The 25,706-nt window shown below is 51.9% G+C and carries 25 protein-coding genes and 1 tRNA gene; 6 read left to right on the top strand and 20 right to left on the bottom strand.

Annotated features, from left to right (window positions below):
• Window positions 1–15: 15 nt before the first annotated feature.
• The 7 genes from wecC to trxA form a co-directional block, all read right to left on the bottom strand.
• Entirely contained in the window at window positions 16–1,278 is a 1,263-nt protein-coding gene (gene wecC, locus D9738_RS22125) for a UDP-N-acetyl-D-mannosamine dehydrogenase (RefSeq protein WP_130261197.1), read from the bottom strand.
• A complete protein-coding gene (gene wecB, locus D9738_RS22120; protein WP_064530529.1) occupies window positions 1,275–2,405 on the bottom strand; it encodes a UDP-N-acetylglucosamine 2-epimerase (non-hydrolyzing) in 1,131 nt (376 codons plus the stop codon). Before wecB ends, wecC begins: the two co-directional genes overlap by 4 nt.
• A gap of 55 nt (window positions 2,406–2,460) precedes the next feature.
• Window positions 2,461–3,507 (bottom strand): ECA polysaccharide chain length modulation protein, encoded by a 1,047-nt coding sequence (gene wzzE, locus D9738_RS22115; protein ID WP_130209390.1) that lies wholly within the window; start codon window positions 3,505–3,507, stop codon window positions 2,461–2,463.
• A gap of 12 nt (window positions 3,508–3,519) precedes the next feature.
• Window positions 3,520–4,623: a UDP-N-acetylglucosamine--undecaprenyl-phosphate N-acetylglucosaminephosphotransferase gene (wecA, locus tag D9738_RS22110; RefSeq protein WP_130261196.1), complete on the bottom strand. Its 1,104-nt coding sequence runs from the start codon at window positions 4,621–4,623 to the stop codon at window positions 3,520–3,522.
• 238 nt (window positions 4,624–4,861) lie between these two features.
• Window positions 4,862–6,121 (bottom strand): transcription termination factor Rho, encoded by a 1,260-nt coding sequence (gene rho / locus D9738_RS22105; RefSeq protein WP_001054527.1) that lies wholly within the window; start codon window positions 6,119–6,121, stop codon window positions 4,862–4,864.
• 84 nt (window positions 6,122–6,205) lie between these two features.
• Entirely contained in the window at window positions 6,206–6,307 is a 102-nt protein-coding gene (gene rhoL, locus D9738_RS22100; protein ID WP_001295255.1) for a rho operon leader peptide RhoL, read from the bottom strand.
• A 139-nt stretch (window positions 6,308–6,446) separates the two neighbouring features.
• Window positions 6,447–6,776 (bottom strand): thioredoxin TrxA, encoded by a 330-nt coding sequence (trxA, locus tag D9738_RS22095; RefSeq protein ID WP_064530526.1) that lies wholly within the window; start codon window positions 6,774–6,776, stop codon window positions 6,447–6,449.
• A 130-nt stretch (window positions 6,777–6,906) separates the two neighbouring features.
• On the opposite strand from trxA, the gene rhlB reads away from it, so the two are divergent.
• Window positions 6,907–8,172, top strand: coding sequence for an ATP-dependent RNA helicase RhlB (rhlB, locus tag D9738_RS22090; protein WP_130261195.1), 1,266 nt, complete (start codon window positions 6,907–6,909; stop codon window positions 8,170–8,172).
• 135 nt (window positions 8,173–8,307) lie between these two features.
• Window positions 8,308–9,792 carry a guanosine-5'-triphosphate,3'-diphosphate diphosphatase gene (gene gppA, locus D9738_RS22085; protein ID WP_130261194.1) on the top strand — a complete coding sequence of 495 codons (1,485 nt, stop codon included), beginning with the start codon at window positions 8,308–8,310 and terminating at the stop codon, window positions 9,790–9,792.
• A gap of 57 nt (window positions 9,793–9,849) precedes the next feature.
• Here gppA and rep read toward each other — a convergent pair whose 3' ends face one another.
• On the bottom strand, window positions 9,850–11,871 hold the full coding sequence (gene rep, locus D9738_RS22080) for a DNA helicase Rep (RefSeq protein ID WP_001238867.1): 2,022 nt from the start codon (window positions 11,869–11,871) through the stop codon (window positions 9,850–9,852).
• An 86-nt stretch (window positions 11,872–11,957) separates the two neighbouring features.
• On the opposite strand from rep, the gene ppiC reads away from it, so the two are divergent.
• Window positions 11,958–12,239: a peptidylprolyl isomerase PpiC gene (ppiC, locus tag D9738_RS22075; RefSeq protein WP_001140251.1), complete on the top strand. Its 282-nt coding sequence runs from the start codon at window positions 11,958–11,960 to the stop codon at window positions 12,237–12,239.
• Window positions 12,240–12,284: 45 nt separating this feature from the next.
• Here ppiC and ilvC read toward each other — a convergent pair whose 3' ends face one another.
• The gene (gene ilvC / locus D9738_RS22070; protein ID WP_001296589.1) at window positions 12,285–13,760 is read right to left on the bottom strand and encodes a ketol-acid reductoisomerase; all 1,476 of its coding nucleotides are present in this window, start codon (window positions 13,758–13,760) and stop codon (window positions 12,285–12,287) included.
• A 149-nt stretch (window positions 13,761–13,909) separates the two neighbouring features.
• On the opposite strand from ilvC, the gene ilvY reads away from it, so the two are divergent.
• Window positions 13,910–14,797 carry an HTH-type transcriptional activator IlvY gene (gene ilvY, locus D9738_RS22065; RefSeq protein ID WP_130261193.1) on the top strand — a complete coding sequence of 296 codons (888 nt, stop codon included), beginning with the start codon at window positions 13,910–13,912 and terminating at the stop codon, window positions 14,795–14,797.
• Between the two features lie 2 nt (window positions 14,798–14,799).
• On the opposite strand, the gene D9738_RS22060 is transcribed toward ilvY, so the two are convergent.
• The 9 genes from D9738_RS22060 to ilvL form a co-directional block, all read right to left on the bottom strand.
• Window positions 14,800–15,141, bottom strand: a complete 342-nt coding sequence (locus tag D9738_RS22060) for a helix-turn-helix domain-containing protein (RefSeq protein ID WP_130258653.1) — start codon at window positions 15,139–15,141, stop codon at window positions 14,800–14,802.
• A complete protein-coding gene (locus D9738_RS22055; protein WP_165383357.1) occupies window positions 15,138–15,455 on the bottom strand; it encodes a type II toxin-antitoxin system RelE/ParE family toxin in 318 nt (105 codons plus the stop codon). The genes D9738_RS22060 and D9738_RS22055 overlap by 4 nt, the downstream gene beginning before the upstream one ends.
• A gap of 305 nt (window positions 15,456–15,760) precedes the next feature.
• Complete coding sequence (gene ilvA / locus D9738_RS22050) at window positions 15,761–17,305, bottom strand: threonine ammonia-lyase, biosynthetic (RefSeq protein ID WP_044867235.1); 1,545 nt, start codon at window positions 17,303–17,305, stop codon at window positions 15,761–15,763.
• Between the two features lie 2 nt (window positions 17,306–17,307).
• Window positions 17,308–19,158, bottom strand: a complete 1,851-nt coding sequence (gene ilvD, locus D9738_RS22045) for a dihydroxy-acid dehydratase (RefSeq protein WP_130261191.1) — start codon at window positions 19,156–19,158, stop codon at window positions 17,308–17,310.
• A gap of 64 nt (window positions 19,159–19,222) precedes the next feature.
• Window positions 19,223–20,152, bottom strand: coding sequence for a branched-chain-amino-acid transaminase (ilvE, locus tag D9738_RS22040; protein WP_000208520.1), 930 nt, complete (start codon window positions 20,150–20,152; stop codon window positions 19,223–19,225).
• 19 nt (window positions 20,153–20,171) lie between these two features.
• A complete protein-coding gene (gene ilvM / locus D9738_RS22035; protein WP_000983255.1) occupies window positions 20,172–20,435 on the bottom strand; it encodes an acetolactate synthase 2 small subunit in 264 nt (87 codons plus the stop codon).
• Window positions 20,432–22,078, bottom strand: a complete 1,647-nt coding sequence (ilvG, locus tag D9738_RS22030; RefSeq protein ID WP_130261190.1) for an acetolactate synthase 2 catalytic subunit — start codon at window positions 22,076–22,078, stop codon at window positions 20,432–20,434. Before ilvG ends, ilvM begins: the two co-directional genes overlap by 4 nt.
• A gap of 2 nt (window positions 22,079–22,080) precedes the next feature.
• Entirely contained in the window at window positions 22,081–22,131 is a 51-nt protein-coding gene (gene ilvX, locus D9738_RS22025) for a peptide IlvX (protein ID WP_001387183.1), read from the bottom strand.
• Between the two features lie 86 nt (window positions 22,132–22,217).
• On the bottom strand, window positions 22,218–22,316 hold the full coding sequence (gene ilvL / locus D9738_RS22020; RefSeq protein ID WP_001311244.1) for an ilv operon leader peptide: 99 nt from the start codon (window positions 22,314–22,316) through the stop codon (window positions 22,218–22,220).
• Window positions 22,317–22,666: 350 nt separating this feature from the next.
• Between ilvL and D9738_RS22015 the strand changes: the two genes are divergently transcribed.
• The gene (locus tag D9738_RS22015) at window positions 22,667–24,187 is read left to right on the top strand and encodes a YifB family Mg chelatase-like AAA ATPase (protein WP_130261189.1); all 1,521 of its coding nucleotides are present in this window, start codon (window positions 22,667–22,669) and stop codon (window positions 24,185–24,187) included.
• Between the two features lie 24 nt (window positions 24,188–24,211).
• Here the strand turns inward: D9738_RS22015 and maoP are convergent, their stop codons facing one another.
• Complete coding sequence (gene maoP, locus D9738_RS22010; protein WP_000841001.1) at window positions 24,212–24,550, bottom strand: macrodomain Ori organization protein MaoP; 339 nt, start codon at window positions 24,548–24,550, stop codon at window positions 24,212–24,214.
• Between the two features lie 118 nt (window positions 24,551–24,668).
• On the opposite strand from maoP, the gene hdfR reads away from it, so the two are divergent.
• Complete coding sequence (hdfR, locus tag D9738_RS22005; RefSeq protein WP_130261188.1) at window positions 24,669–25,508, top strand: HTH-type transcriptional regulator HdfR; 840 nt, start codon at window positions 24,669–24,671, stop codon at window positions 25,506–25,508.
• Window positions 25,509–25,603: 95 nt separating this feature from the next.
• Here the strand turns inward: hdfR and D9738_RS22000 are convergent.
• Window positions 25,604–25,679: transfer RNA gene (locus tag D9738_RS22000), tRNA-Trp, on the bottom strand.
• Between the last annotated feature and the right edge of the window lie 27 nt (window positions 25,680–25,706).

Raw genomic sequence — 25,706 nt, 5'->3', positions numbered from 1 at the left:
TTACTGTAATCAGTATCAGCGCCAGACTCCTTTGGTATCCACCACATACTGCTGCTGAACATCATCGCCGCTAATGGCTTTAAACTGGCTGTGATCTACCAACATCACCAGCACATCTGCCGTTGCCAGCGCCTCGTCAAGCTGCGCCAGCGTGCAAAGCCCGGTCAGTTTTTTCGGCAACTGGTGAATATTAGGTTCAACAACAAGCGTTTCGCCGCTGTGCCACTGGGCGATCAGTTCAGCGATTTCCATCGCCGGGCTTTCGCGCAGGTCATCAATATTCGGTTTAAACACCAGACCAAAACAGGCAATTTTCAGTTCACTGGCGCGTTTATCAGTGGCAGCCAAACAATCAGCGACCGCCGCTTTCACCTGATCAATCACCCAGAAAGGTTTGTGATCGTTCACTTCACGCGCGGTACGGATAAGCCGCGCCTGCTGTGGGTTCTGCGCCACGATAAACCACGGGTCGACGGCAATGCAGTGACCGCCCACACCCGGACCAGGCTGGAGAATATTGACTCGTGGATGGCGATTCGCCAAACGAATCAGTTCCCAGACGTTAATTCCTTGCTCGGCACAAATCAGCGACAGTTCGTTAGCAAAAGCAATATTCACGTCGCGGAAGCTGTTTTCTGTGAGCTTACACATTTCCGCCGTCCGCGAGTTAGTGACGACACACTCACCTTCGAGGAAAATTTTGTACAGTTCGCTGGCGCGCGCCGAGCAAACTGGCGTCATGCCGCCAATGACGCGATCGTTTTTAATCAGCTCGACCATCACCTGGCCCGGCAACACGCGTTCCGGGCAATAAGCAATATTGACGTCCGCCTGCTCACCCACCTGCTGCGGGAAAGTCAGGTCCGGACGCATCTCTGCTAACCATTCTGCCATCTTCTCGGTTGAACCCACCGGCGAGGTGGATTCAAGGATCACCAACGCGCCTTTTTTCAGCACTGGCGCAATGGAGCGGGCAGCCGATTCGACGTAGGCCATATCCGGCTCATGATCGCCTTTAAATGGCGTTGGGACAGCAATCAGCCAGGCATCAGCCTCAACCGGCGTCGTGCTCGCTCGTAAAAAACCACCTTCTACGGCAGTTTTTACCACGCTCGCTAAATCAGGTTCGACGATATGGATTTCGCCACGATTGATGGTATCAACCGCTTGTTGGTTGATATCAACACCAATCACCTGTTTTTGCCGTGAGGCAAACGCAGCCGCCGTTGGCAGCCCGATATAACCCAGTCCGATAACAGAAATGGTCGCAAAACTCATAGTGATATCCGATTATTTTTTAACGCTTCCAAAATGCGAGAGCATGCCTGACCATCACCATACGGGTTATGGGCTCGGCTCATAGTTTGATATTCATCTTCGTCTTCTAAAAGACGCGTCACTTCCTCGACGATCCGTTGCTTATCCGTCCCCACCAGACGTACCGTACCTGCGGTCACCGCTTCTGGGCGTTCGGTGGTATCGCGCATCACCAGCACCGGTTTACCCAGAGAAGGTGCTTCTTCCTGAATGCCGCCAGAGTCAGTCAAAATCAACCAGGCATGGTTCATCAACCAGACAAACGGTAAATACTCCTGGGGATCAATCAAAATGACATTTTTCACATGCCCCAGAATGCGATTGACCGGCTCTCTGACATTCGGGTTAAGGTGTACCGGATAAACAATCTGGATGTCCTGATGAGTGGTAGCAATTTCAGCCAGCGCATGGCAAATTTCTTCAAAACCACGACCAAAGCTCTCACGCCTATGACCGGTCACCAGAATCATCTTTTTATCGGGGTCGATAAACGGGTAATTTGCCGCCAGTTCTGAACGCAGCGTATCGCTGCTCATTACCTGGTCGCGCACCCACAGCAGCGCATCAATTACTGTATTACCGGTAATAAATATTCGGCTGTCAGCGACGTTTTCACGCAGCAAATTTTGCCGGGAAGTTTCAGTTGGTGAGAAATGGTACATCGCCAGATGCCCGGTCAATGTACGGTTAGCCTCTTCCGGCCACGGCGAATAGAGATCGCCCGTGCGCAGTCCGGCCTCAACGTGACCAACAGGAATTCGCTGATAAAACGCTGCCAGGCTGGTTGCCAGTGTGGTGGTAGTATCACCGTGAACCAGCACAACGTCTGGTTTGAACTCGGCAAGAATAGGTTTTAGTCCTTCCAGAATCCGACAGGTTATCTCTGTCAGGCCCTGTCCTGGCTGCATTATGTTGAGATCGTAGTCAGGTACAATGGAAAAGAGTTTCAGCACCTGATCGAGCATCTCCCGATGCTGCGCAGTGACGCAAACTTTAGCCTCAAAAAAAGGATCTTTTGCCAACGCATGCACCAACGGCGCCATCTTGATGGCTTCCGGGCGCGTACCAAATACAGTCAGTACTTTCACATCGATTCTCTTCGAATAAGCGGCGAGCGCCTTTGCGCTCACCACAGCTGTGTTGCTATTTCGAGCAACGGCGGGTTAATGCGACACCAGCCCCGATCAGCCCCCCGACAATGCCCCACATAATCATCAGGAAGGCACGACGTGGGCTATCGCGTTTTACCGGTTCTTCCGGTGTACGCAAATAGCGATAGGTCTGAAAACGCGGATCCAGGGTTGGACCAACATTAAGGGTGTTTAACATGGCCCGATTCTGATCATAGTCGAGATCAAAGGCTGGGCCGACAGCCTGTAAATTTTCCAGTCGCGCCTGGAGCATCGGACGCCCCAACAGGAACATTTCTGAATCAGGTAATTCCTCGGCTGGCACGTCTGTCGCACTGCGAGAAATATTGTGTTGCTCGGCGATTTTAAGTGCCTGTTCAATACTGTTCATCCGGCGGTCGTAGATGGACTTAGCCACTTCTTCCTGACGCTTCACCTGAGCTTTCATCTGAATAGTGCGCGCCGCCCATGCGCCTTTCAGCTCATCATTCAGATGACTGGCTGCACGCTGGCTGGCAAAAGCAACATATTGACGAAGCAGGTTATTAGCATCGGGGGCGGTTTCGGCAACCAGCTTAACGCTGTCATTGACCGAGCGGGCGAAATCACCAGGAATAAACAGGATGTTGTTGATCATTTCATCCAGCAGAGCCGCATCGGCTTTACTGTTACCGACCATCCGCTGTTTGTAATAGTCAGTCTGCAACCAGAAATCGCGGCGGGTATCCCACGATGCCAGTTGCATAACAAACTCTTTATAGGCTTCATCCATAACCGATGGTTGGTCGGCAGGGGCCATATTTGAACGAACATCCAGGTTACGCAAAAATTGCTGCTGCGAGTAGTAGCCGCCCAGCATATTCACGGTTGGACGATCGGTAATCGCCGTCGCACTCCACTCCTGACGCGCAAAAAAAGTATACGCTAACGCGATTAAGGCAAACGCCAGCCCCATGCCAATAATCCACAGCTTCCCAGCCCACAAGGTACGAAACAACCCACGAATATCCAGTTCATTTTCAGCGTCTTCGGCTGGTTTCCCAGGCATTGGTTGCGTCATTACATCCTCATTTTATTTGGTTAAATTAGGGCTGCCATCACGGTTTCTGCGCAGTCGACGTTTCACGCGTTTGATGAAGCGAGCAACCTTCCAGGCACGCTTAATGCAATAGCCATAGAGGAAGAATGCTAGCAAAAAGAGCACCAGCATGACCCATTCCGGGACAAAATGAGAATATTCTGCCAGTACGCCAATAGAAGCGAGTAGCGCTGCAGCAAGGGTAATCAACACAAACGCCTGACGAGAAGTAAATCCAGCGCGCATGATCAAATGATGAATGTGCTGTCGGTCAGGTGAGAATGGACTCATGCCTTTACGCAAACGACGATACATAATCGCCACCATGTCCATCAGCGGGATAGCAATGATCCATAAGGCGGTAACCGGGCTGATTGGATGCGTAGCTCCCTGGGTAGTTTCCAACAGGATCCAGATAACAGTAAAACCAATCAGCGTACTACCCGCATCGCCCATAAAGACTTTGTAGCGACGCCCCAGAATACCAAGGTTGAGCATGATATAAGGCAGGATGGCGGCGATCATGGCAAAGCACCAGATAGCGAGGCTGGTTTGCCCGTCGAACCACAAAATCATACCGATTGCCGCAAACGAGACACAGGATAACCCGCCCAGCAAGCCATCAATACCATCGACCATGTTGAAGGCATTAATCGCCGCCCAGACAGCAAACAGCGTCAGGAAGTAACCAAACGGTCCAAGCACCATCTCCCAGGAGCCAAAGATATAACCCAAACTACTGAGATAAAGTTTGCCGAACACCATCATAACAATGCCAACAGCTGCCTGTATGGTGGCACGGATTTTTACGCTGATATCAAAACGATCATCCAGCGCGCCAATGAACACAAGCACACCGGCACAAACGAGATAGAGAGCTGCATGTGGAATATAGTAATCGACAATTCCGAACGTGAAGCAAATCCCTGCATAAACCGAAATACCCCCAACGAGCGGTATCAATCCCTGGTGACGTTTGCGGAAGTTAGGTTTATCCACTAAACCGACTTTTTTTGCCACCTTGCGGGCAAAAAACAGAAACAGTGTCGTGAATAAAAAAATACTGATGAGATCAGTACTCACTGTCAGTAAATTCACAATGCATGCTCTCAGAGAAAATTATTAGCTGAAGTATACCCACGAAGACCTTTATTCAGAAGGGGAACTACTTTCTGAATCTCTCAGAAATGAGCAAAAATCAACCAATTGATATGTAAATCGCATAAAACACCCGCAAAAACCAGGAATTTTCACACCATCACAGGTATACCGCTAAGATTACAGATATAAAAGCAAAACGCCACGTAAACACGTGGCGTTTTGCTGTAACACTAACTTATGAGCGTTTCATCATCTCGAAGAAATCATCATTGGTCTTGGTCATCGCAAGCTTATTAATGAGGAATTCCATTGCGTCGATTTCGCCCATCGGGTGAATGATTTTGCGCAGGATCCACATTTTCTGCAGCTCTTCCTGAGTGGTAAGCAACTCTTCTTTACGAGTACCAGAACGGTTGTAGTCGATTGCCGGGAAGACGCGTTTTTCAGCGATTTTACGAGAGAGGTGCAGTTCCATGTTACCAGTACCTTTAAACTCTTCGTAGATAACTTCGTCCATTTTGGAGCCGGTATCGATTAGCGCCGTTGCAATGATGGTCAGGCTGCCGCCCTCTTCCACATTACGTGCTGCACCGAAGAAGCGTTTCGGACGATGCAGGGCGTTGGCGTCCACACCACCGGTCAACACTTTACCGGATGCCGGTACGACGGTGTTGTAGGCGCGAGCCAGACGAGTGATGGAGTCGAGCAGAATAATAACGTCTTTCTTATGCTCAACCAGGCGTTTTGCCTTCTCGATCACCATTTCCGCAACCTGAACGTGGCGAGATGCTGGTTCGTCGAAGGTAGAAGCAACAACTTCACCTTTAACCAGACGCTGCATCTCGGTCACTTCTTCCGGGCGTTCGTCAATCAGCAGAACCATCAGTACGCAGTCTGGATGGTTGTAAGCGATGCTCTGAGCAATGTTCTGCAGCAGCATGGTTTTACCCGCTTTTGGCGGTGCCACAATCAGACCACGTTGCCCACGACCGATAGGCGATGCCAGATCCAGTACGCGTGCGGTTAAATCTTCGGTAGAACCGTTACCACGCTCCATACGCAGACGAGAGTTTGCGTGCAGCGGCGTTAAGTTCTCAAAGAGGATTTTGTTACGGGCGTTTTCTGGTTTGTCGAAGTTAACTTCGTTAACCTTCAGCAGCGCAAAATAGCGTTCACCTTCTTTCGGCGGGCGAATCTTACCAGAGATGGTATCACCAGTGCGGAGGTTGAAACGGCGGATTTGGCTAGGAGAAACGTAGATGTCATCAGGGCCGGCGAGGTAGGAGCTGTCTGCGGAACGGAGGAAACCAAATCCATCCTGCAATATCTCCAGTACGCCATCACCAAAGATATCTTCGCCACTCTTTGCGTGCTGCTTCAGGATGGCAAAAATAATGTCCTGCTTACGCATACGAGCCAGGTTTTCCAGCCCCATATTTTCGCCGAGAGTGATCAGCTCAGAAACCGGCGTATTCTTTAATTCGGTAAGATTCATAGTGGTGTGAGTTCTTAAACTTGGGGTAAATCTCGAACTTAATGTTGTGAATGGTATGGCAGGATCATCCATGCCTGTTTACGGTCATCGACTCATGTCTTTTCGCTGTCTGGTCACAGGAGAGTACGCAGAACTGAAACGACAAGACGGATTGAGTGACGAGCCAGAAATCTGTTCACTTCGCATTTAAGAAAAACAGGAAGCGTTGGATATTACAAGATTCAAACTTAATAAGGTATGTTTAATACGAAGTCAACATTAAGTTAGCATGACTCACGCCGGGCGTCCAGTTTTTAGCGACGGGGCACCCGAACATGAAATTCCCTTACGCCAGGTTAGCGTCGAGGAACTCTTTCAACTGACCTTTAGACAGTGCGCCCACTTTGGTTGCGGCCAATTCGCCGTTTTTGAACAGCAGCAGAGTCGGGATACCACGGATGCCATATTTCGGCGCAGTGCCAGGGTTTTGATCGATGTTCAGTTTTGCAACGGTCAGTTTGCCCTGATATTCGTCAGCGATTTCATCCAGAATCGGGGCGATCATTTTGCACGGACCGCACCACTCTGCCCAGAAATCAACGAGGATCGCCCCGTCCGCTTTGAGTACATCCGTGTCAAAACTGTCGTCAGTCAGGTGAATAATTTTATCGCTCATATATAACTCCACAGGAATAAGCCTGGCGTGTTGGTTTCGTTGTTGGTGTAACATTAACCAACTAAAGGTTGACTTTATTTCACCGGATACGCTTTCGTAAAGCAATAGTAAGCTGATATTCTACCACACTATGAGCAAAACACATTTAACAGAACAGAAGTTTTCCGACTTCGCCCTGCATCCGAAAGTTGTAGAATCCCTTGAAAAAAAAGGGTTTCATAACTGTACGCCCATTCAGGCACTGGCCCTTCCGCTAACGCTGGTGGGTCGTGACGTAGCCGGGCAGGCGCAAACCGGTACCGGAAAAACGATGGCGTTTCTTACGTCAACGTTTCATTATCTTCTCTCTCATCCTGCGATTGCCGATCGCAAGGTGAATCAACCGCGTGCCTTAATTATGGCACCGACGCGTGAACTTGCCGTGCAGATCCACGCCGATGCGGAGCCACTGGCGCAAGCTACTGGCCTGAAATTGGGTCTGGCTTACGGTGGCGACGGCTACGACAAACAGCTGAAAGTGCTGGAAAGCGGCGTTGACATTTTGATTGGCACTACGGGTCGTTTGATCGACTACGCCAAACAGAACCACATCAACCTCGGCGCCATTCAGGTAGTGGTGCTGGACGAAGCCGATCGTATGTACGATCTGGGCTTTATTAAAGATATCCGCTGGCTGTTCCGCCGTATGCCGCCTGCAAACCAGCGTCTCAACATGCTGTTCTCCGCCACGCTTTCGTACCGGGTACGTGAACTGGCGTTCGAGCAGATGAACAATGCCGAATATATTGAAGTGGAACCGGAACAGAAAACGGGCCACCGCATTAAAGAAGAACTTTTCTACCCTTCTAACGAAGAAAAGATGCGTTTATTACAAACGCTGATCGAAGAAGAGTGGCCAGACAGAGCGATTATTTTCGCCAACACCAAACATCGTTGTGAAGAGATCTGGGGTCACCTGGCGGCAGATGGTCATCGTGTTGGCCTGTTAACGGGTGATGTAGCGCAGAAAAAACGTCTGCGTATTCTTGATGAATTTACCCGTGGTGATTTGGATATTCTGGTTGCCACCGATGTTGCCGCGCGTGGCCTGCATATCCCGGCTGTGACGCACGTCTTTAACTACGATTTACCCGATGACTGTGAAGATTACGTTCACCGTATTGGTCGTACAGGTCGCGCTGGCGCAAGTGGTCATTCCATCAGCCTGGCATGTGAAGAGTATGCATTGAATTTGCCTGCTATTGAGACCTATATTGGTCACTCAATTCCGGTAAGCAAATACAATCCGGACGCATTGATGACCGATCTGCCAAAACCGCTGCGCCTCACGCGCCCGCGTACAGGCAATGGTCCGCGTCGTACTGGCGCTCCGCGTAATCGTCGTCGTTCAGGTTAAATAAAAAATGTCATACTCAAAATCATTCAAACTGTATCAAGATGGCAAGAGAATGAATCCCGACGAGCTTATTGTAGTAAGTGATTTGGGTGAAAGAACGCAGCCAACGCAGAGACAGATTGAAGGATGAAGAGTATGGGTTCCACCTCGTCGCTTTATGCCGCTATTGATCTCGGTTCGAATAGTTTTCATATGCTGGTTGTGCGCGAGGTGGCTGGCAGTATCCAGACGCTGACGCGAATTAAACGCAAAGTGCGTCTGGCTGCTGGCCTGAACAGCGAAAATGCCCTGTCTAATGAAGCAATGGAGCGCGGCTGGCAATGCCTGCGTCTGTTTGCTGAACGTTTGCAAGATATCCCTCCCTCGCAAATTCGCGTTGTCGCCACGGCGACGTTACGTCTTGCCGTCAATGCTGGTGATTTCATCGCTAAAGCGCAGGAAATCCTTGGCTGTCCGGTACAGGTCATTAGCGGTGAAGAGGAAGCACGCCTGATTTATCAGGGCGTTGCTCACACCACTGGCGGTGCAGATCAGCGCCTGGTGGTAGATATCGGCGGCGCCAGTACTGAACTGGTAACCGGCACCGGCGCACAAACGACGTCCTTGTTCAGCCTGTCTATGGGCTGCGTTACCTGGCTTGAGCGCTATTTTGCCGATCGTAATCTGGGGCAAGAAAACTTTGTCGCAGCCGAACAAGCCGCGCGCGAAGTGCTACGTCCAGTTGCCGATGAATTGCGCTATCACGGCTGGAAGGTGTGCGTTGGTGCTTCCGGCACCGTGCAGGCTTTGCAGGAAATCATGATGGCGCAGGGTATGGATGAACGCATTACCCTGGCGAAATTGCAGCAACTGAAACAGCGCGCTATTCACTGTGGCAGGCTGGAAGAGTTGGAAATCGAAGGGCTGACGCTGGAACGCGCGTTAGTATTCCCAAGTGGTCTGGCGATCCTGATAGCCATTTTTACCGAGCTGAATATCCAGTGTATGACGCTGGCCGGCGGCGCACTGCGTGAAGGCCTGGTTTACGGTATGTTACATCTGGCGGTCGAGCAGGATATTCGCAGCCGAACACTGCGTAATATTCAACGTCGCTTTATGATTGATACCGATCAAGCACAGCGTGTGGCTAAACTCGCCGCTAACTTGTTCGATCAGGTCGAAAATATCTGGCATCTTGAAGCGATTAGCCGCGATTTACTGGTCAGCGCCTGTCAGCTTCATGAAATTGGCCTTAGCGTTGATTTCAAACAAGCGCCGCAACATGCCGCTTATCTGGTGCGTAACCTGGATCTTCCCGGTTTTACCCCCGCGCAGAAAAAGCTGCTGGCGACGTTATTACTCAACCAGACGAATCCGGTCGATCTCTCATCGCTGCATCAGCAAAATGCCGTACCGCCGCGCGTCGCAGAACAACTCTGTCGTTTACTGCGCCTCGCCATCATTTTTGCCAGCCGTCGTCGTGATGATTTAGTACCAGATATTAAATTACAGGCCGATCATGAGCAGTTGACCTTAACGCTGCCACAAGGTTGGCTGGCCCAGCATCCGCTGGGTACAGAGGTTATCGATCAAGAAAGCCAGTGGCAGAGCTATGTCCACTGGCCGCTGGAAGTGCATTAACGTGCAAGGTGCTGGATGCGATGCTGACGCATCTTTTCCGGCTTCCCCTGGGAGTGATTATTTCCCTCGTTTTGCCGCCATCATCGCTTTCAGATTCGCCAGATGGCTTTGCCCTTTCTGCATCCGTTCTTCGGCGCTGACCACTTTACGCTCTTGTTCCCAAATCAGATCATCCTGCGGCAGCTCCAGCAGGAAGCGGCTTGGCTCCGGGCGCACCAGTTCGCCGTACTGACGGCGTTCTTTACACAGTGTAAAGGTCAATTCCTTCTGGGCGCGGGTAATGCCGACATAGGCCAGTCGCCGCTCCTCATCGATATTATCTTCATCGATGCTGCTCTGGTGCGGCAAAAAACCTTCTTCCATACCGACCATGTAGACATAGGGAAACTCCAGCCCTTTCGACGCGTGCAGAGTCATCAGTTGCACCTGATCCAGTTCTTCCTCGCTTTCCCCCCGTTCCATCATGTCGCGAAGAGTAAAGCGCGTCACCACCTGGGTTAACGTCATCGGCTCATCCAGTTCGCTGCCTTCCAGCATCTCCGTCATCCAGCTAAATAACTGGTTAACGTTCTTCATGCGCATTTCGGCGGCTTTCGGACTGGGCGATGTTTCATACAGCCAGGATTCATAATCCATGCCGTGGATCAGATCACGCACCGCGGCAATCGGCTCCCGCTCCGCCAGACGCTGGATTTCTGCCAACCAGTGAGTGAAGCGGGTCAATGCTTCATAACCACGTCCGCTAAGCGTCTGACTCAGGCCCATATCAAAGCTGGCGGTAAACATGCTTTTATTGCGCGTCATCGCCCACTCACCCAGCTTTTTCAGCGTAGCCGGGCCAATCTCTCGCTTCGGCGTGTTAACGATACGCAGAAATGCGCTGTCATCGTCCGGGTTAGTCAGCACGCGCAGATAAGCCAGCAAATCCTTGATTTCAGGACGAGAGAAAAACGACGTACCACCGGATATTTTGTACGGGATGCGGTTTTGCATCAGGAATTTTTCAAACACCCGCGACTGATGGTTACCGCGATAAAGAATAGCGTAATCTTTGTACTGCGTTTTATTGACGAAGTGATGTGCAATCAACTCCCCCGTGACGCGCTCTGCTTCATGTTCCTCGTTATTCGCGCTTAAAACTTTTAGTTCCGCGCCGTAGCCCAGTTCGGAGAACAGACGCTTTTCAAAGACGTGCGGGTTATTGGCGATCAGAATATTCGCCGCTTTCAGAATACGCCCGGAAGAGCGGTAGTTCTGCTCGAGTTTAATCACCTTCAACGCCGGGAAATCCTGACTCAGCAGCACCAGGTTTTGCGGACGTGCGCCGCGCCAGGAGTAGATCGACTGGTCGTCATCGCCCACCACGGTAAAGCGCGCGCGGCTGCCCACCAGCAGTTTCACCAGTTCATACTGGCTGGTGTTGGTGTCCTGATACTCATCCACCAGCAGGTAGCGAATTTTGTTCTGCCAGCGCTCGCGGACTTCTTCATTGCGTTGCAGCAGCAACGTCGGCAATAAAATCAGATCATCGAAATCGAGAACGTTACAGGCTTTCAGGTGTGCATCATACAGCCCATAACAATGGGCAAAAATACGGTCCCGCTCGCCCTTTGCCTCTGCCGCCGCCTGCGCCGGTGTTTTGAGATCGTTCTTCCAGTTGGAGATGGTCGAAATTAGCTGTTGCAGGAGAACTTTGTCATCTTCAATCAGCCCCTCGGTCAACTCTTTAAGCAAAGCAAGCTGATCGGTATCGTCAAACAGCGAAAAGTTAGCCTTCATCCCCAGCGCCGCATACTCGCGTTTGATGATATCCAGCCCCAGCGTGTGGAAGGTGGAGATCATCAGCCCGCGCGCCTCTTTACGCCCCAGCGTCTGCCCGACACGCTCTTTCATCTCGCGCGCCGCCTTATTGGTAAAGGTCACCGCCGCGATATGTCGCGCCTGATAACCGCAACCGCGGATCAGATGGGCGATTTTATTGGTGATAACACGAGTTTTACCGGAACCCGCGCCCGCCAGCACCAGGCAGGGGCCGGTAACGAATTCGACAGCTTGTTGTTGGCCGGGGTTTAGACGCATAGGAAAATCGCTCAATGAAAGTCGGGAGGGGAAAATAACAGCGTGGTAGTATAGCCAGCCTCATCCTTACCACTCAAGGCACGATCATGGCAAAAACAGCAGCAGCACTGCATATCCTTGTAAAAGAAGAGAAACTGGCTCTGGATCTTCTCGAGCAGATTAAGAACGGTGCCGATTTCGGCAAGCTGGCGAAGAAACACTCCATTTGCCCGTCAGGCAAACGCGGCGGTGATTTAGGTGAATTCCGCCAGGGTCAGATGGTTCCGGCGTTCGATAAAGTGGTTTTCTCTTGTCCGGTGTTGGAGCCGACTGGCCCGCTGCATACCCAGTTCGGTTACCACATCATTAAGGTGTTATACCGCAACTAACAGCAAGGCCTTCTCCAGGAGAAGGCCTTGAACTCTGAATCGCTATTAACCCGCAACAGCAATACGTTTCATATCCGTCATATAGCCGCGCAGTTTCTTACCTACCTGCTCAATCGCATGGCTGCGAATCGCTTCGTTCACATCACGCAACTGCGCGTTATCTACCGCACCTTCCGGAATAGCTTTACCCAGGTCGCCCGGTTGCAGCTCTGCCATAAACGGTTTCAGCAGCGGTACACAAGCGTAAGAGAACAGATAGTTACCGTACTCGGCGGTATCAGAGATAACCACGTTCATTTCGTACAGACGCTTACGGGCGATGGTGTTGGCAATCAGCGGCAGTTCATGCAGTGATTCATAGTAAGCAGACTCTTCAATGATGCCGGAATCAACCATGGTTTCGAACGCCAGTTCAACACCCGCTTTCACCATCGCGATCATCAGTACGCCCTTATCGAAGTACTCCTGCTCGCCGATTTTGCCTTCATACTGCGGCGCGGTTTCGAACGCGGTTTTGCCGGTTTCTTCACGCCAGGTCAGCAGTTTCTTATCGTCGTTGGCCCAGTCCGCCATCATGCCGGAGGAGAATTCGCCGGAGATGATGTCGTCCATATGTTTCTGGAACAGCGGTGCCATGATCTCTTTCAGTTGTTCTGACAGCGCGTAAGCACGCAGTTTCGCCGGGTTAGAGAGACGGTCCATCATCAGCGTGATGCCGCCCTGTTTCAGCGCTTCGGTGATGGTTTCCCAACCGAACTGAATCAGTTTTTCTGCGTATGCCGGATCGGTGCCTTCTTCCACCAGCTTGTCGAAGCACAGCAGAGAGCCAGCCTGCAACATACCGCACAGAATAGTTTGCTCGCCCATCAGGTCAGATTTCACTTCTGCAACGAAGGACGATTCCAGCACGCCCGCACGGTGACCACCGGTTGCTGCCGCCCAGGCTTTAGCGATCGCCATGCCTTCGCCTTTCGGATCATTTTCCGGGTGAACGGCGATCAGCGTCGGTACGCCGAACCCACGTTTGTACTCCTCACGTACTTCGGTGCCAGGGCATTTCGGCGCAACCATTACTACGGTGATGTCTTTACGGATCTGCTCGCCCACTTCGACGATGTTGAAACCGTGCGAGTAACCCAGCGCCGCGCCGTCTTTCATCAGCGGCTGTACGGAACGCACTACATCAGAGTGCTGCTTGTCTGGCGTCAGGTTAACCACCAGATCCGCCTGCGGGATCAGTTCTTCGTAAGTGCCAACTTTAAAACCGTTTTCGGTCGCTTTACGCCAGGATGCGCGCTTCTCGGCAATCGCTTCTTTACGCAGAGCGTAGGAGATATCGAGACCAGAATCACGCATGTTCAGGCCCTGGTTCAGACCCTGTGCGCCACAGCCGACGATGACCACTTTTTTACCCTGAAGGTAGCTCGCGCCGTCGGCGAATTCATCGCGCCCCATAAAGCGGCATTTGCCCAACTGTGCCAGCTGCTGGCGCAGATTCAGTGTATTGAAGTAGTTAGCCATGGTGATTCCTCGTGATGTTGTGCTTCTTATTGTTCGGTTCGCGTTTGCGAGATTGAATTCACTATATGACAGGAAATTTATTGCGGAAATTGATATATTCACAACGTCACATTGCAATTTTTGCAACGTCAACATTGAGGACTGCGCCATTGGATTTACGCGTTCTGAAAACCTTCCTGCATCTGGCGGAAAGCCGCCATTTTGGCCGCAGCGCGCGGGCGATGCACGTAAGCCCATCCACGCTCTCACGGCAGATTCAGCGCCTGGAAGAAGATCTTGGTCAGCCGCTGTTTGTGCGCGATAACCGCACGGTAACGCTGACGGAAGCGGGGGAAGAGCTGCGTGTTTTCGCCCAGCAAACGTTGTTGCAGTATCAGCAACTGCGCCACACCATCGATCAGCAAGGGCCGTCGCTCTCTGGAGAATTACATATCTTCTGCTCGGTGACCGCCGCTTACAGCCATCTTCCACCGATTCTCGACCGCTTCCGCGCGGAACATCCGTCAGTGGAGATTAAACTCACTACTGGTGATGCGGCAGATGCGATGGAAAAGGTGGTCACTGGCGAAGCGGATCTGGCAATTGCTGGTAAACCGGAAACCTTGCCCGGCGCAGTGGCGTTTTCGATGCTGGAGAATCTGACGGTGGTGCTGATCACGCCTGCCCTACCGTGCCCGGTGCGTAATCAGGTTTCGGTAGAGAAGCCGGACTGGTCTACAGTGCCGTTTATCATGGCCGACCAGGGACCGGTACGCCGCCGCATTGAACTGTGGTTTCGACGCAATAAAATCAGCAACCCGATGATTTACGCCACGGTTGGCGGACATGAAGCGATGGTATCGATGGTGGCGCTCGGCTGCGGCGTGGCCTTGTTGCCGGAAGTGGTGCTGGAAAACAGCCCGGAACCGGTGCGTAACCGCGTGATGATTTTAGAGCGCAGCGATGAGAAAACGCCGTTTGAACTGGGTGTGTGTGCGCAGAAAAAGCGGCTGCATGAGCCGCTGATTGAGGCGTTCTGGAAGATTTTGCCGAATTAGTTTTACGGCCCCACCATTACCCGAACGGGCTTCCCAATACGACTTAGCATATTCACCAAAGCATCGATGGTGAATTTGCTGCATTTCTTGTTGACGACATCAGAGACGCGCGGCCGTGATATATGTAAAACGGTTGCCACCTCGGCTTGCTTCATCTGGTTTTGCTTAATCCAGAGGGTAATTTCTTCCATGAGCTGTTCTTTGATGACTAACGTGTTTTCAATTTCACTCAGGGAATCAGCGTAAAGCTTTTCAGCTTCCTGCTTATCAAACCCCAAATCAGCAAAAACATTACCGCCAGATGGCGTCACATGGCGAATATCACTATCAGTTTTGGCAATCACAGGCTGTTTCTCCGTTGTTGCACCACCCGGTTATAACGCGTTCTGGCGATGTTTTTATCGTGCTGACTGGTTTGTTGCGTCTGTTTCTGGAAACTATGCAAAACGTAGAGCGCTTCTACGAACTTCGCAACATACATAACGCGATAGATGCCATTGTTGTCACGAATACGAATTTCATTTACCCCAGCCCCAATTTCTGAAAACGGTTTCCAGTCATCGGGTTCAATTCCATACTGAATTTTGTGAAGCTGATAACCGACGGCTTTACGTACCGTTATGGGAAAAGCCAGGAGATCCTCCAGAGAAGATCCCACCCATCGAATTTCTTTTTCATTGGAGAGAGCTAGGGTGAGTAACATAACATCCTTGTGTATAAAATTTTATACATTACTTTTGACTGGTGCAAGTGATAGCGGTGCAAAAATAACCAAAATGGCGGTGCTAACGATATTGTGAGCCGAGTTTCACCACAAGCAGGTTGAGCGCCTTCTGGAAAACGTCTCGCAAAATTGAATGAGTGGATGCTTCGGACTGGCAGAAAAGCCCAATAACTGAGGGAAGATCATATCTGGATATTAGGCCCACTTTACTTTGTGGGCCTGAAAACCGAAAAGCTGAGTTAACCCGCCAAAAAGAATCTAAACGCCGGGTTATTGGTTTCGTCGTGGCAATCGTAGCCCAGTTCATTCAGCCGGGTTTCAAAATCCGGTTCATGGTCGCCAAGCTCAAACGCCGCCAGCACGCGTCCGTAGTCAGTACCATGACTGCGATAATGGAACAACGAAATGTTCCAGTGCGTACCCAGCGTGTTGAGGAAACGCAGCAGCGCGCCCGGTGATTCCGGGAATTCGAAGCTGTAGAGACGTTCCTGCAACGGATGCGATGGACGTCCGCCGACCATATAGCGCACGTGAAGCTTCGCCATTTCGTCGTCGGAGAGATCAACCACGCTGTAGCCGCCATCGTTGAGCATCTGCAAAATTTCTTTGCGCTCTTCGAGGCCGCGGCTTAAGCGCACGCCGACAAAGATGCAGGCGTTTTTGGCATCGGCAAAGCGATAGTTGAACTCGGTGACCGAGCGCCCGCCAAGCAGCTGGCAGAATTTGAGGAAACTGCCTTTTTCTTCCGGGATGGTTACCGCCAGCAACGCTTCACGCTGTTCGCCCAGTTCGCAGCGTTCCGAGACGTAGCGTAGGCCGTGGAAATTGACGTTTGCCCCCGAAAGTACATGCGCCAGTCGTTCTCCGCGAATGTTGTGCTGGGCGATGTATTTTTTCATTCCCGCCAGCGCCAGCGCGCCAGACGGCTCCGCCACCGCGCGCACATCTTCGAACAGGTCTTTCATCGCCGCACAGATAGCATCGCTGTCGACGGTGATGATGTCGTCGAGATACTCCTGGCATAAACGGAAGGTTTCATCGCCGATGCGTTTTACCGCAACGCCTTCAGCAAATAGCCCTACGCGCGGCAAATCAACGGGATGACCTGCATCCAGCGCCGCTTTCAGGCAGGCGGAGTCTTCCGCTTCCACGGCGATCACTTTGATTTGCGGCATCAGCTGTTTGATCAGCACTGCCACACCCGCCGCCAGGCCGCCGCCGCCGACCGGTACAAATACGCGATCAAGATGGGCGTCCTGCTGGAGCAGTTCCAGCGCCAGCGTGCCTTGCCCGGCGATCACCATCGGATGATCGAACGGCGGTACCCAGGTGAAGCCCTGCTGCTGCGACAGTTCAATTGCTTTGGCTTTCGCTTCATCGAAGTTTGCGCCGTGAAGCAGCACTTCGCCACCGAAGCCGCGCACCGCATCAACTTTGATGTCAGCGGTGGCGGTTGGCATGACGATCAGCGCCTTCACGCCTAACCGTGCGGAAGAAAACGCCACGCCCTGCGCGTGGTTACCCGCCGAGGCAGTGATCACGCCATGCGCTTTCTGTTCTTCCGTCAGGCCCGCCATCATGGCGTATGCGCCACGCAGCTTAAAGCTGTGCACTGGCTGGCGGTCTTCGCGCTTCACCAGAATCACGTTATCAAGACGCGACGACAGCTTTTCCATTTTTTGTAGCGGCGTGACCTGCGCCGCTTCATAGACCGGTGCGCGTAGCACCGCTCTTAAATATTCGGCACCTTCCGGAGCGCCGGAGAGGGGTTGTGAGTCTGCCATCATTAACCCCCCAGTTTCGATTTATCGCGCACCGCACCTTTGTCGGCGCTGGTTGCCAGGCTGGCGTAGGCGCGCAAGGCAAAGGAAACCTGGCGTTCACGGTTTTTCGGCGTCCAGGCCTGGTCGCCACGCGCTTCCTGCGCTTCACGACGCGCGGCAATTTCCTGCTCGCTCAGTTGCAACTGAATGCCGCGATTCGGAATGTCGATTTCGATCAGGTCGCCATCTTCAATGATCGCGATATTGCCCCCGCTTGCCGCTTCCGGTGAAACGTGGCCGATGGAGAGGCCGGAAGTCCCGCCGGAGAAACGACCGTCGGTGAGCAGCGCACAGGCTTTGCCGAGTCCCATCGATTTCAGGAAGCTGGTTGGGTAGAGCATTTCCTGCATGCCAGGGCCGCCTTTCGGGCCTTCATAGCGGATCACCACGACATCACCCGCGACGACTTTACCGCCGAGGATCGCTTCTACCGCGTCGTCCTGGCTTTCGTACACTTTCGCCGGGCCGGTGAATTTGAGGATGCTGTCATCGACGCCTGCGGTTTTCACGATGCAGCCGTTTTCCGCAAAGTTACCGTAGAGTACCGCCAGGCCGCCGTCTTTGCTGTACGAGTGCTCCAGCGAGCGGATGCAGCCGTTTGCGCGATCGTCATCGAGAGAATCCCAACGGCAATCCTGCGAGAATGCTTGTGTAGTACGAATGCCCGCTGGGCCAGCGCGGAACATATTTTTTACCGCGTCATCCTGGGTCAGCATAACGTCGTATTGTTCCAGCGTTTGCGGCAACGTCAGGCCAAGTACGTTTTTCACATCACGGTTCAGTAACCCCGCGCGATCCAGTTCGCCGAGAATACCGATAACACCACCAGCACGATGAACATCTTCCATATGGTATTTCTGGGTGCTCGGCGCAACTTTACACAGCTGCGGAACCTTTCGGGAAAGTTTATCGATATCACTCATGGTGAAGTCGATTTCCGCTTCCTGCGCCGCCGCCAGCAGGTGAAGTACCGTGTTGGTAGAACCGCCCATTGCGATATCCAGCGTCATGGCGTTTTCAAACGCCGCCTTACTGGCGATATTACGCGGCAGTGCACTTTCGTCGTTTTGCTCGTAGTAACGTTTGGTCAATTCAACAATGCGTTTACCGGCATTGAGGAACAGCTGCTTACGGTCGGCGTGGGTCGCCAGCAGCGAGCCATTACCCGGTTGCGACAGGCCCAACGCTTCGGTCAGGCAGTTCATCGAGTTAGCGGTAAACATCCCGGAGCAGGAACCGCAGGTTGGGCAGGCGGAACGTTCAACCTGATCGCTCTGGGAGTCAGAAACTTTCGGGTCTGCCCCCTGGATCATCGCATCAACCAGATCGAGCTTGATGATCTGATCGGACAGTTTGGTTTTCCCGGCCTCCATCGGGCCGCCGGAAACGAAGATCACCGGAATGTTTAATCGCAGGGAAGCCATCAGCATCCCCGGGGTGATTTTGTCGCAGTTAGAGATGCAGACCATGGCGTCGGCGCAATGGGCGTTGACCATATACTCAACGGAATCAGCGATCAGTTCGCGAGATGGCAGTGAATAAAGCATCCCCCCGTGGCCCATGGCAATCCCATCATCCACCGCAATGGTGTTGAACTCTTTGGCAACACCGCCAGCCGCTTCAATTTGTTCGGCGACCAGTTTACCGAGATCGCGCAGATGGACGTGACCCGGTACAAATTGGGTGAACGAGTTCACAACCGCGATAATCGGCTTACCGAAATCGGCGTCGGTCATTCCGGTGGCGCGCCACAGCGCACGAGCACCCGCCATATTACGACCATGAGTGGTGGTGGCGGAACGGTACTTAGGCATACTTTATTTACTCCCAGTGTCTGTCTCGTAAATGGGACGGTGCGTGCCGTCCCATTTTTTGTATTTATTGATTAACTTGATCCAACCAGCCCCATTTATCTTCGGTTTCGCCAGTGAAGAGGCCGAAGAAGGCTTGCTGAATGCGTTTGGTAACCGGGCCGCAACGGCCTTCGCCAACCTGAATCCCGTCTACGCTGCGCACTGGCGTGATTTCTGCCGCCGTACCGGACATAAACACTTCATCCGCCAGGTACAGTGATTCGCGCGACAGCACCTGCTCACGCACTTCAATTCCCAGCTCTTTCGCCAGTTTGATGATGGCGTCACGGGTGATACCCGGCAGCGCGGAAGAGGTAAACGGTGGGGTGAACAGCACACCGTCTTTCACTTCAAACAGGTTTTCGCCTGCGCCTTCAGAGATGTAACCGTTCACATCCAGCGCGATACCTTCCTGATAACCGTGGCGGCGCGCTTCGCTACCCACCAGCAGGGAAGAGAGGTAGTTACCGCCGGCTTTTGCCGCGGTTGGGATGGTGTTTGGTGCTGCGCGGTTCCAGGAGGAAACCATCGCATCGATCCCCTGCTCCAGCGCTTCTGCCCCCAAATACGCTCCCCACGGGAAAGCGGCGATAATCACGTCGGTTGAGTATCCCGCAGGCGGGTTTACGCCCATGCCAACATCACCGACGAAGATCAGCGGACGGATATAGGCGCTGGTGAGATTGTTTTTGCGGATCACGTCACGACAAGCTTCCATCAGCTCATCAATGCTCTGCGAAACCGGGAAGCGATAGATTTTGGCGGAGTCATGCAGACGCTGCATATGCTCACGATGGCGGAATACAACCGGTCCTTTGTGCGAGTCGTAGCAACGGATGCCTTCAAAAACCGAGGTGCCATAGTGCAGCGCGTGCGACATCACATGCACCTTCGCGTCTTCCCAGCGAACCATCTCCCCATTGAACCAAATGTAATCAGCTTTCTTCGTGGTCATTTTTATATTCCTTTTGCGCTCAGGCGCGGATTTGTTGTGATGTGGTTGTGCTCTGGCAGATGGCAACGTGTGCGACGTCCACCAGTTTATTTAACTGACTAAACAGTAAGTCGACCGACCGTGGGCTGGCAACGGTCAATTCGATATTTATATTTTGTGCATCGCTGGCGGCGGCCATATTCATTGAGCAGACGTGGAAACCACGATGACGCACCACGCGTAAAACACGTTCTAAGGTTTCCGGATTGAAGCGAGCCGATACATTGACCTGATGTTGCATCATGATAATTTCTCCAACATTTCTGAATTACTGGCACCAGGCGGCACCAGCGGCCAGACGTTCTCAAGTTCGTCGATTGAGACATGAAGCAGGTATGGCCCATCACTGTTCAGCATGGTGTCGAGTGCCGCTTCAACCTGGTCTTTACGGGTGATGTGTTGGCCAGGGATGCCGAAGGCGCTGGCTAACATGAGGAAATCGGGGTTATCGGTAAGGGTGGTTTCGCTGTATCGTTCCTGGAAAAACAGTTGCTGCCATTGTCGAACCATCCCTAACCGTTGGTTATCGAGTAAGACGATTTTCAACGGTAACTGCTTGCGTTTTACGGTGCCCAGCTCTTGCACATTCATCATGAAAGAGCCGTCACCGGAGATACAGACAACGGTATCGTTCGGTCGTGCGACTTGCGCGCCAACCGCTGCCGGTAAACCGAATCCCATAGTGCCTAATCCGCTGGAGGTGATGAAATTTTCCGGGCGAGTATGGGCGATGTGCTGCGCAGCCCACATCTGGTGCTGCCCCACATCTGTGGTCACGACGCAATCCGCAGGTTTACGATCCGACAGTTGTTTTAACAACAACGGCGCGTAGATAGCATCACCGGGATGGTCGTAACGCCAGGCATGTTCATCACGCAGCTGCGCGCAGTATTGCTGCCAGTCATTGATATTTAACGTGTGCTGTAATGCTGGTAACAGAGCATTTAAATCACCCTGTAATGCCACATGTGCCTGACGCAGCTTGTTCATTTCTGCCGGGTCGATATCCATATGGATAACGCTGGCGTGTGGCGCGAAAGTGTTCAGCTTGCCGGTCACCCGGTCATCAAAACGTGCACCCACGGCGATCAGTAAATCACATTCCTGCACCGCGAAGTTCGCCGCTTTGGTGCCGTGCATTCCCAGCATTCCCAGATAGTACGGATAATCTGCTTCAACTGCGCCCAGTCCTTTCAACGTGCAGGTGGCAGGCATTTTTGTGGCAGAGAGAAATTCACGCAAAGCGGGAACAGCCTGCGCCATGCCCACGCCACCGCCAACGTACAGCATCGGTTTTTGCGCTTTTGCCAGCATCTGGCGCGCTTGCTCGACTTCGGCATGGGGAAAAGACACTTCGTTTTCAACGGTGGTGAACCACGGTTCCAGATCGCCGCTGGCTAACTGGATATCTTTTGGGATATCGACCAGAACTGGACCTGGACGACCTGAGCTGGCAACGTCGAATGCTTCAGCCATGATGCGCGGCAACTCTTCCAGCGACTGCACCAGAAAGCTGTGCTTGGTACAGGCTAATGACAATCCCAGTACATCCACTTCCTGAAATGCATCGGTGCCGATGAACGGTGCAGACACCTGACCGGTGATGGCAACAACAGGGATGGAATCTAACAGCGCGTCCGCAAGCCCGGTTATCAGGTTGGTTGCGCCCGGACCAGACGTGGCGATACATACGCCAGTTTTGCCAGTAGCACGGGCATAGCCGATAGCCGCCATTGCCGCTCCCTGCTCATGTCGGCACAGCAAGTGCTCCACGCCGCCGTCATACAATGCATCGTAAACCGGCATAATTGCGCCACCCGGATAACCGAAAACGGTGTTCACACCCTGTGCCCGCAACGCATGTACCACCCACTGTGCGCCATTCATAGTTAGTTCCCCGTCCTGAATCTTGAGAAACAGAATTTTGTGCTGTTATTCATTGTCTGCTCCTCGGTTATGTTTTTAAGGTCAAAAAAAACCCCCGGACCTTTCGGTGCGGGGGTCTTAGTTCGTTAAGGCTTGATCTCTAAGCCTTTCCTCGTCCAAGTGCAGCCCCGCACGGTGGGATAATAATCACCACCACGCTAATCACGACCAGGCTAATCACTCGTAGAAGGGCTGTCATTTTGTCTTTTCTTGCATCTTGTTCGAAGGAATACCTAAAGAGTTACCATAGATTTTGCGAATGGCACAAGATATTTTTTAATCACGTTTTGTTGTATTCCCAATCATTTCGATAAAAATCATTGTTTTTTATATAAAAAAAGGTGAGTGAAAAAAATTCAATTTCCGTATGTTTCTTACCCTCGCCCAGAGGCTAATTTTTTTACTTCTCATTTTTGCGAGAGTTATTCCATCACTCATACAACTCAGTTCACGTTGCATAAATAAACGGGAATCAGCCGCTAATTAACGCAATCTGGCAGACTACAGCAGCGATCTCTTATGCTCATAATAGTGGCTCAAGGAGGGCTTATGTCACTGTCAATTGTTCATACTCGTGCAGCTCTGGGAGTAAACGCACCCCCGATCACTGTTGAGGTTCATATCAGTAAAGGTCTACCAGGATTAACGATGGTGGGCTTACCAGAAACAACGGTAAAAGAAGCACGCGATCGCGTGCGCAGCGCCATTATCAATAGCGGATATGAATATCCGGCGAACAAAATCACCATTAACCTTGCACCAGCCGACCTGCCGAAAGAAGGAGGGCGATATGATTTACCTATCGCTATTGCTTTGCTGGCAGCTTCTGAACAGCTTACAGCCAATAAGTTGCATGAATATGAATTAGTCGGGGAACTGGCGCTTACAGGCGCTCTGCGCGGCGTTCCTGGCGCAATCTCCAGTGCAACTGAAGCCATTAAGTCAGGCAGAAAAATTATCGTCGCGAAAGATAACGAAGATGAAGTGGGGCTAATTAACGGTGAAGGATGCCTGATAGCCGATCATCTGCAGGCTGTCTGTGCGTTTCTCGAAGGTAAGCATGCTCTCGAACGCCCGTCACCAACTGATGTTGTATCCCGGATATTACAACATGATCTCAGTGATGTTGTCGGTCAGGAGCAAGGAAAGCGAGGGCTGGAAATTACCGCCGCAGGGGGCCACAACCTTTTACTGATTGGACCACCAGGAACAGGTAAAACAATGCTCGCCAGCCGTATTAATGGCTTATTGCCAGATTTAAGTAATGAAGAAGCTCTGGAGAGTGCCGCAATATTAAGCCTGGTGAATGCCGAGTCAGTGCAAAAACAATGGCGGCAGCGCCCGTTCCGCTCACCGCATCACAGTGCGTCGTTAACTGCGATGGTGGGCGGTGGTGCAATTCCAGGGCCAGGTGAAATTTCGCTGGCGCATAACGGCGTGCTTTTTCTTGATGAGCTACCTGAATTTGAACGGCGTACACTGGATGCCTTGCGAGAGCCGATTGAATCCGGGCAGATCCATCTTTCACGCACGCGAGCAAAAATAACCTATCCAGCCCGTTTCCAGCTTGTTGCGGCGATGAACCCCAGCCCTACCGGACATTATCAGGGAAACCATAACCGCTGCACACCAGAACAAACATTACGTTATCTCAACCGACTCTCTGGTCCCTTTCTTGACCGCTTTGACCTTTCACTGGAGATCCCATTACCGCCCCCCGGCATTTTGAGTAAAGCGGTAGTGCCAGGAGAAAGCAGCGCCACCGTTAAACAACGTGTAATGGCCGCCAGAGAGCGCCAATTTAAGCGGCAGAATAAACTGAATGCCTGGCTGGATAGCCCGGAAATACGGCAATTCTGCAAGCTTGAGAGCGCAGATGCGCAGTGGCTGGAAGAAACGCTGATCCATCTGGGGTTATCGATTCGTGCCTGGCAGCGATTACTGAAAGTAGCACGAACCATTGCTGATATTGATCAGTCTGACATCATCACACGCCAGCATTTGCAGGAGGCGGTTAGCTATCGTGCGATTGACCGCTTGCTCATCCATTTACAAAAACTGCTGACATAAAAAAAGGGCATTTCGCCCTTTTTATTAATCGTCGGAATCGGTGTAGTCTTCAGCACCTTCGACCTGCGGTTTACCGCCGGAAAGGGTATGAAAACGTTTTGGACGTTTAATACGCGTCATATACTTGGACCACACGCGTTCTGCTTCTGTCACTGGCTCACGTTCGCCACGGCATACTGCTACGAAGAGTTTCTCTTCCTCGGTAACCGGCTCGCGCTTGCCGAGATCCAGCTCATTGAAGGCATAACCATGACGCTCAAGCAGTTGTGCCTCTTTGATGGTGAAATCACCATGACGAGAGAATCCACGTGGATAATGTTTATTGTCGAAATATCGATTAGTCGTCGTAAAGCTTTCCGCCATCCTGCACGCTCCTAATTCTTTGACCGAGCTAGTTATGGCGCGGAGTATTAGTTACGCTTGACAGAGTGTAAAACAAAACATTTAAATCATAACGACAAATAATTTTGCGGAGAGCACTGTGGATACGGAATTGTTAAAAACTTTCCTGGAAGTTAGCCGAACGCGTCACTTTGGTCGAGCGGCTGAATCGCTCTATCTGACCCAATCAGCCGTGAGCTTTCGAATCAGACAACTGGAAAATCAACTGGGTGTGAATCTTTTCACCCGCCATAGAAACAATATCCGTTTAACCGCTGCCGGAGAAAAGCTTCTGCCTTATGCAGAAACGCTCATGAGCACCTGGCAGGCCGCCCGCAAGGAGGTGGCGCATACCTCACGACATAATGAGTTTTCTATCGGTGCCAGCGCCTCGCTGTGGGAGTGTATGCTTAATCAGTGGCTGGGGCGCTTGTATCAGAATCAGGATGCCCACACAGGCTTGCAATTTGAAGCGCGGATTGCTCAACGACAGTCTCTGGTAAAACAGCTACATGAACGTCAACTTGATCTTCTTATTACCACTGAAGCGCCCAAAATGGACGAATTTAGTAGCCAGTTGTTGGGACATTTCACTTTAGCGCTCTATGCCAGCGCCCCCTCTAAGTTAAAGGGTGATCTTAACTATCTGCGTCTGGAATGGGGGCCGGATTTTCAACAGCATGAGACAGGTTTGATCAGTGCTGATGAAGTTCCAATCCTGACAACCAGTTCTGCTGAACTGGCACAACAACAGATTGAAATGCTTAATGGCTGCACCTGGCTACCGGTAAGTTGGGCGCGCAAAAAAGGCGGTTTGCATACTGTTGTCGACAGTACAACACTTTCACGGCCGCTCTATGCCATATGGCTGCAAAATAGCGACAAACACGCGCTGATTCGAGATCTATTGAAAATTAACGTACTAGATGAAGTGTATTAATCTGAATGGCTGGCAAGGACGCCGGTGGAAGGATTTACTTCGGAGAGGCTTATTTTAGTTAAAAAAAATCCTTAGCTTTCGCTAAGGATGATTTCTGGCAGGGGCGGAGAGACTCGAACTCCCAACACCCGGTTTTGGAGACCGGTGCTCTACCAATTGAACTACGCCCCTAATTAGGGTGGCGGAACGGACGGGACT

Origin of the sequence: Escherichia sp. E10V5, assembly GCF_004212315.1 — a bacterium.
In the GTDB taxonomy this organism is placed as follows: domain Bacteria; phylum Pseudomonadota; class Gammaproteobacteria; order Enterobacterales; family Enterobacteriaceae; genus Escherichia.
Note: the sequence above shows the minus strand (reverse complement) of the source record. Positions and strands in the feature narration are given on the sequence as shown.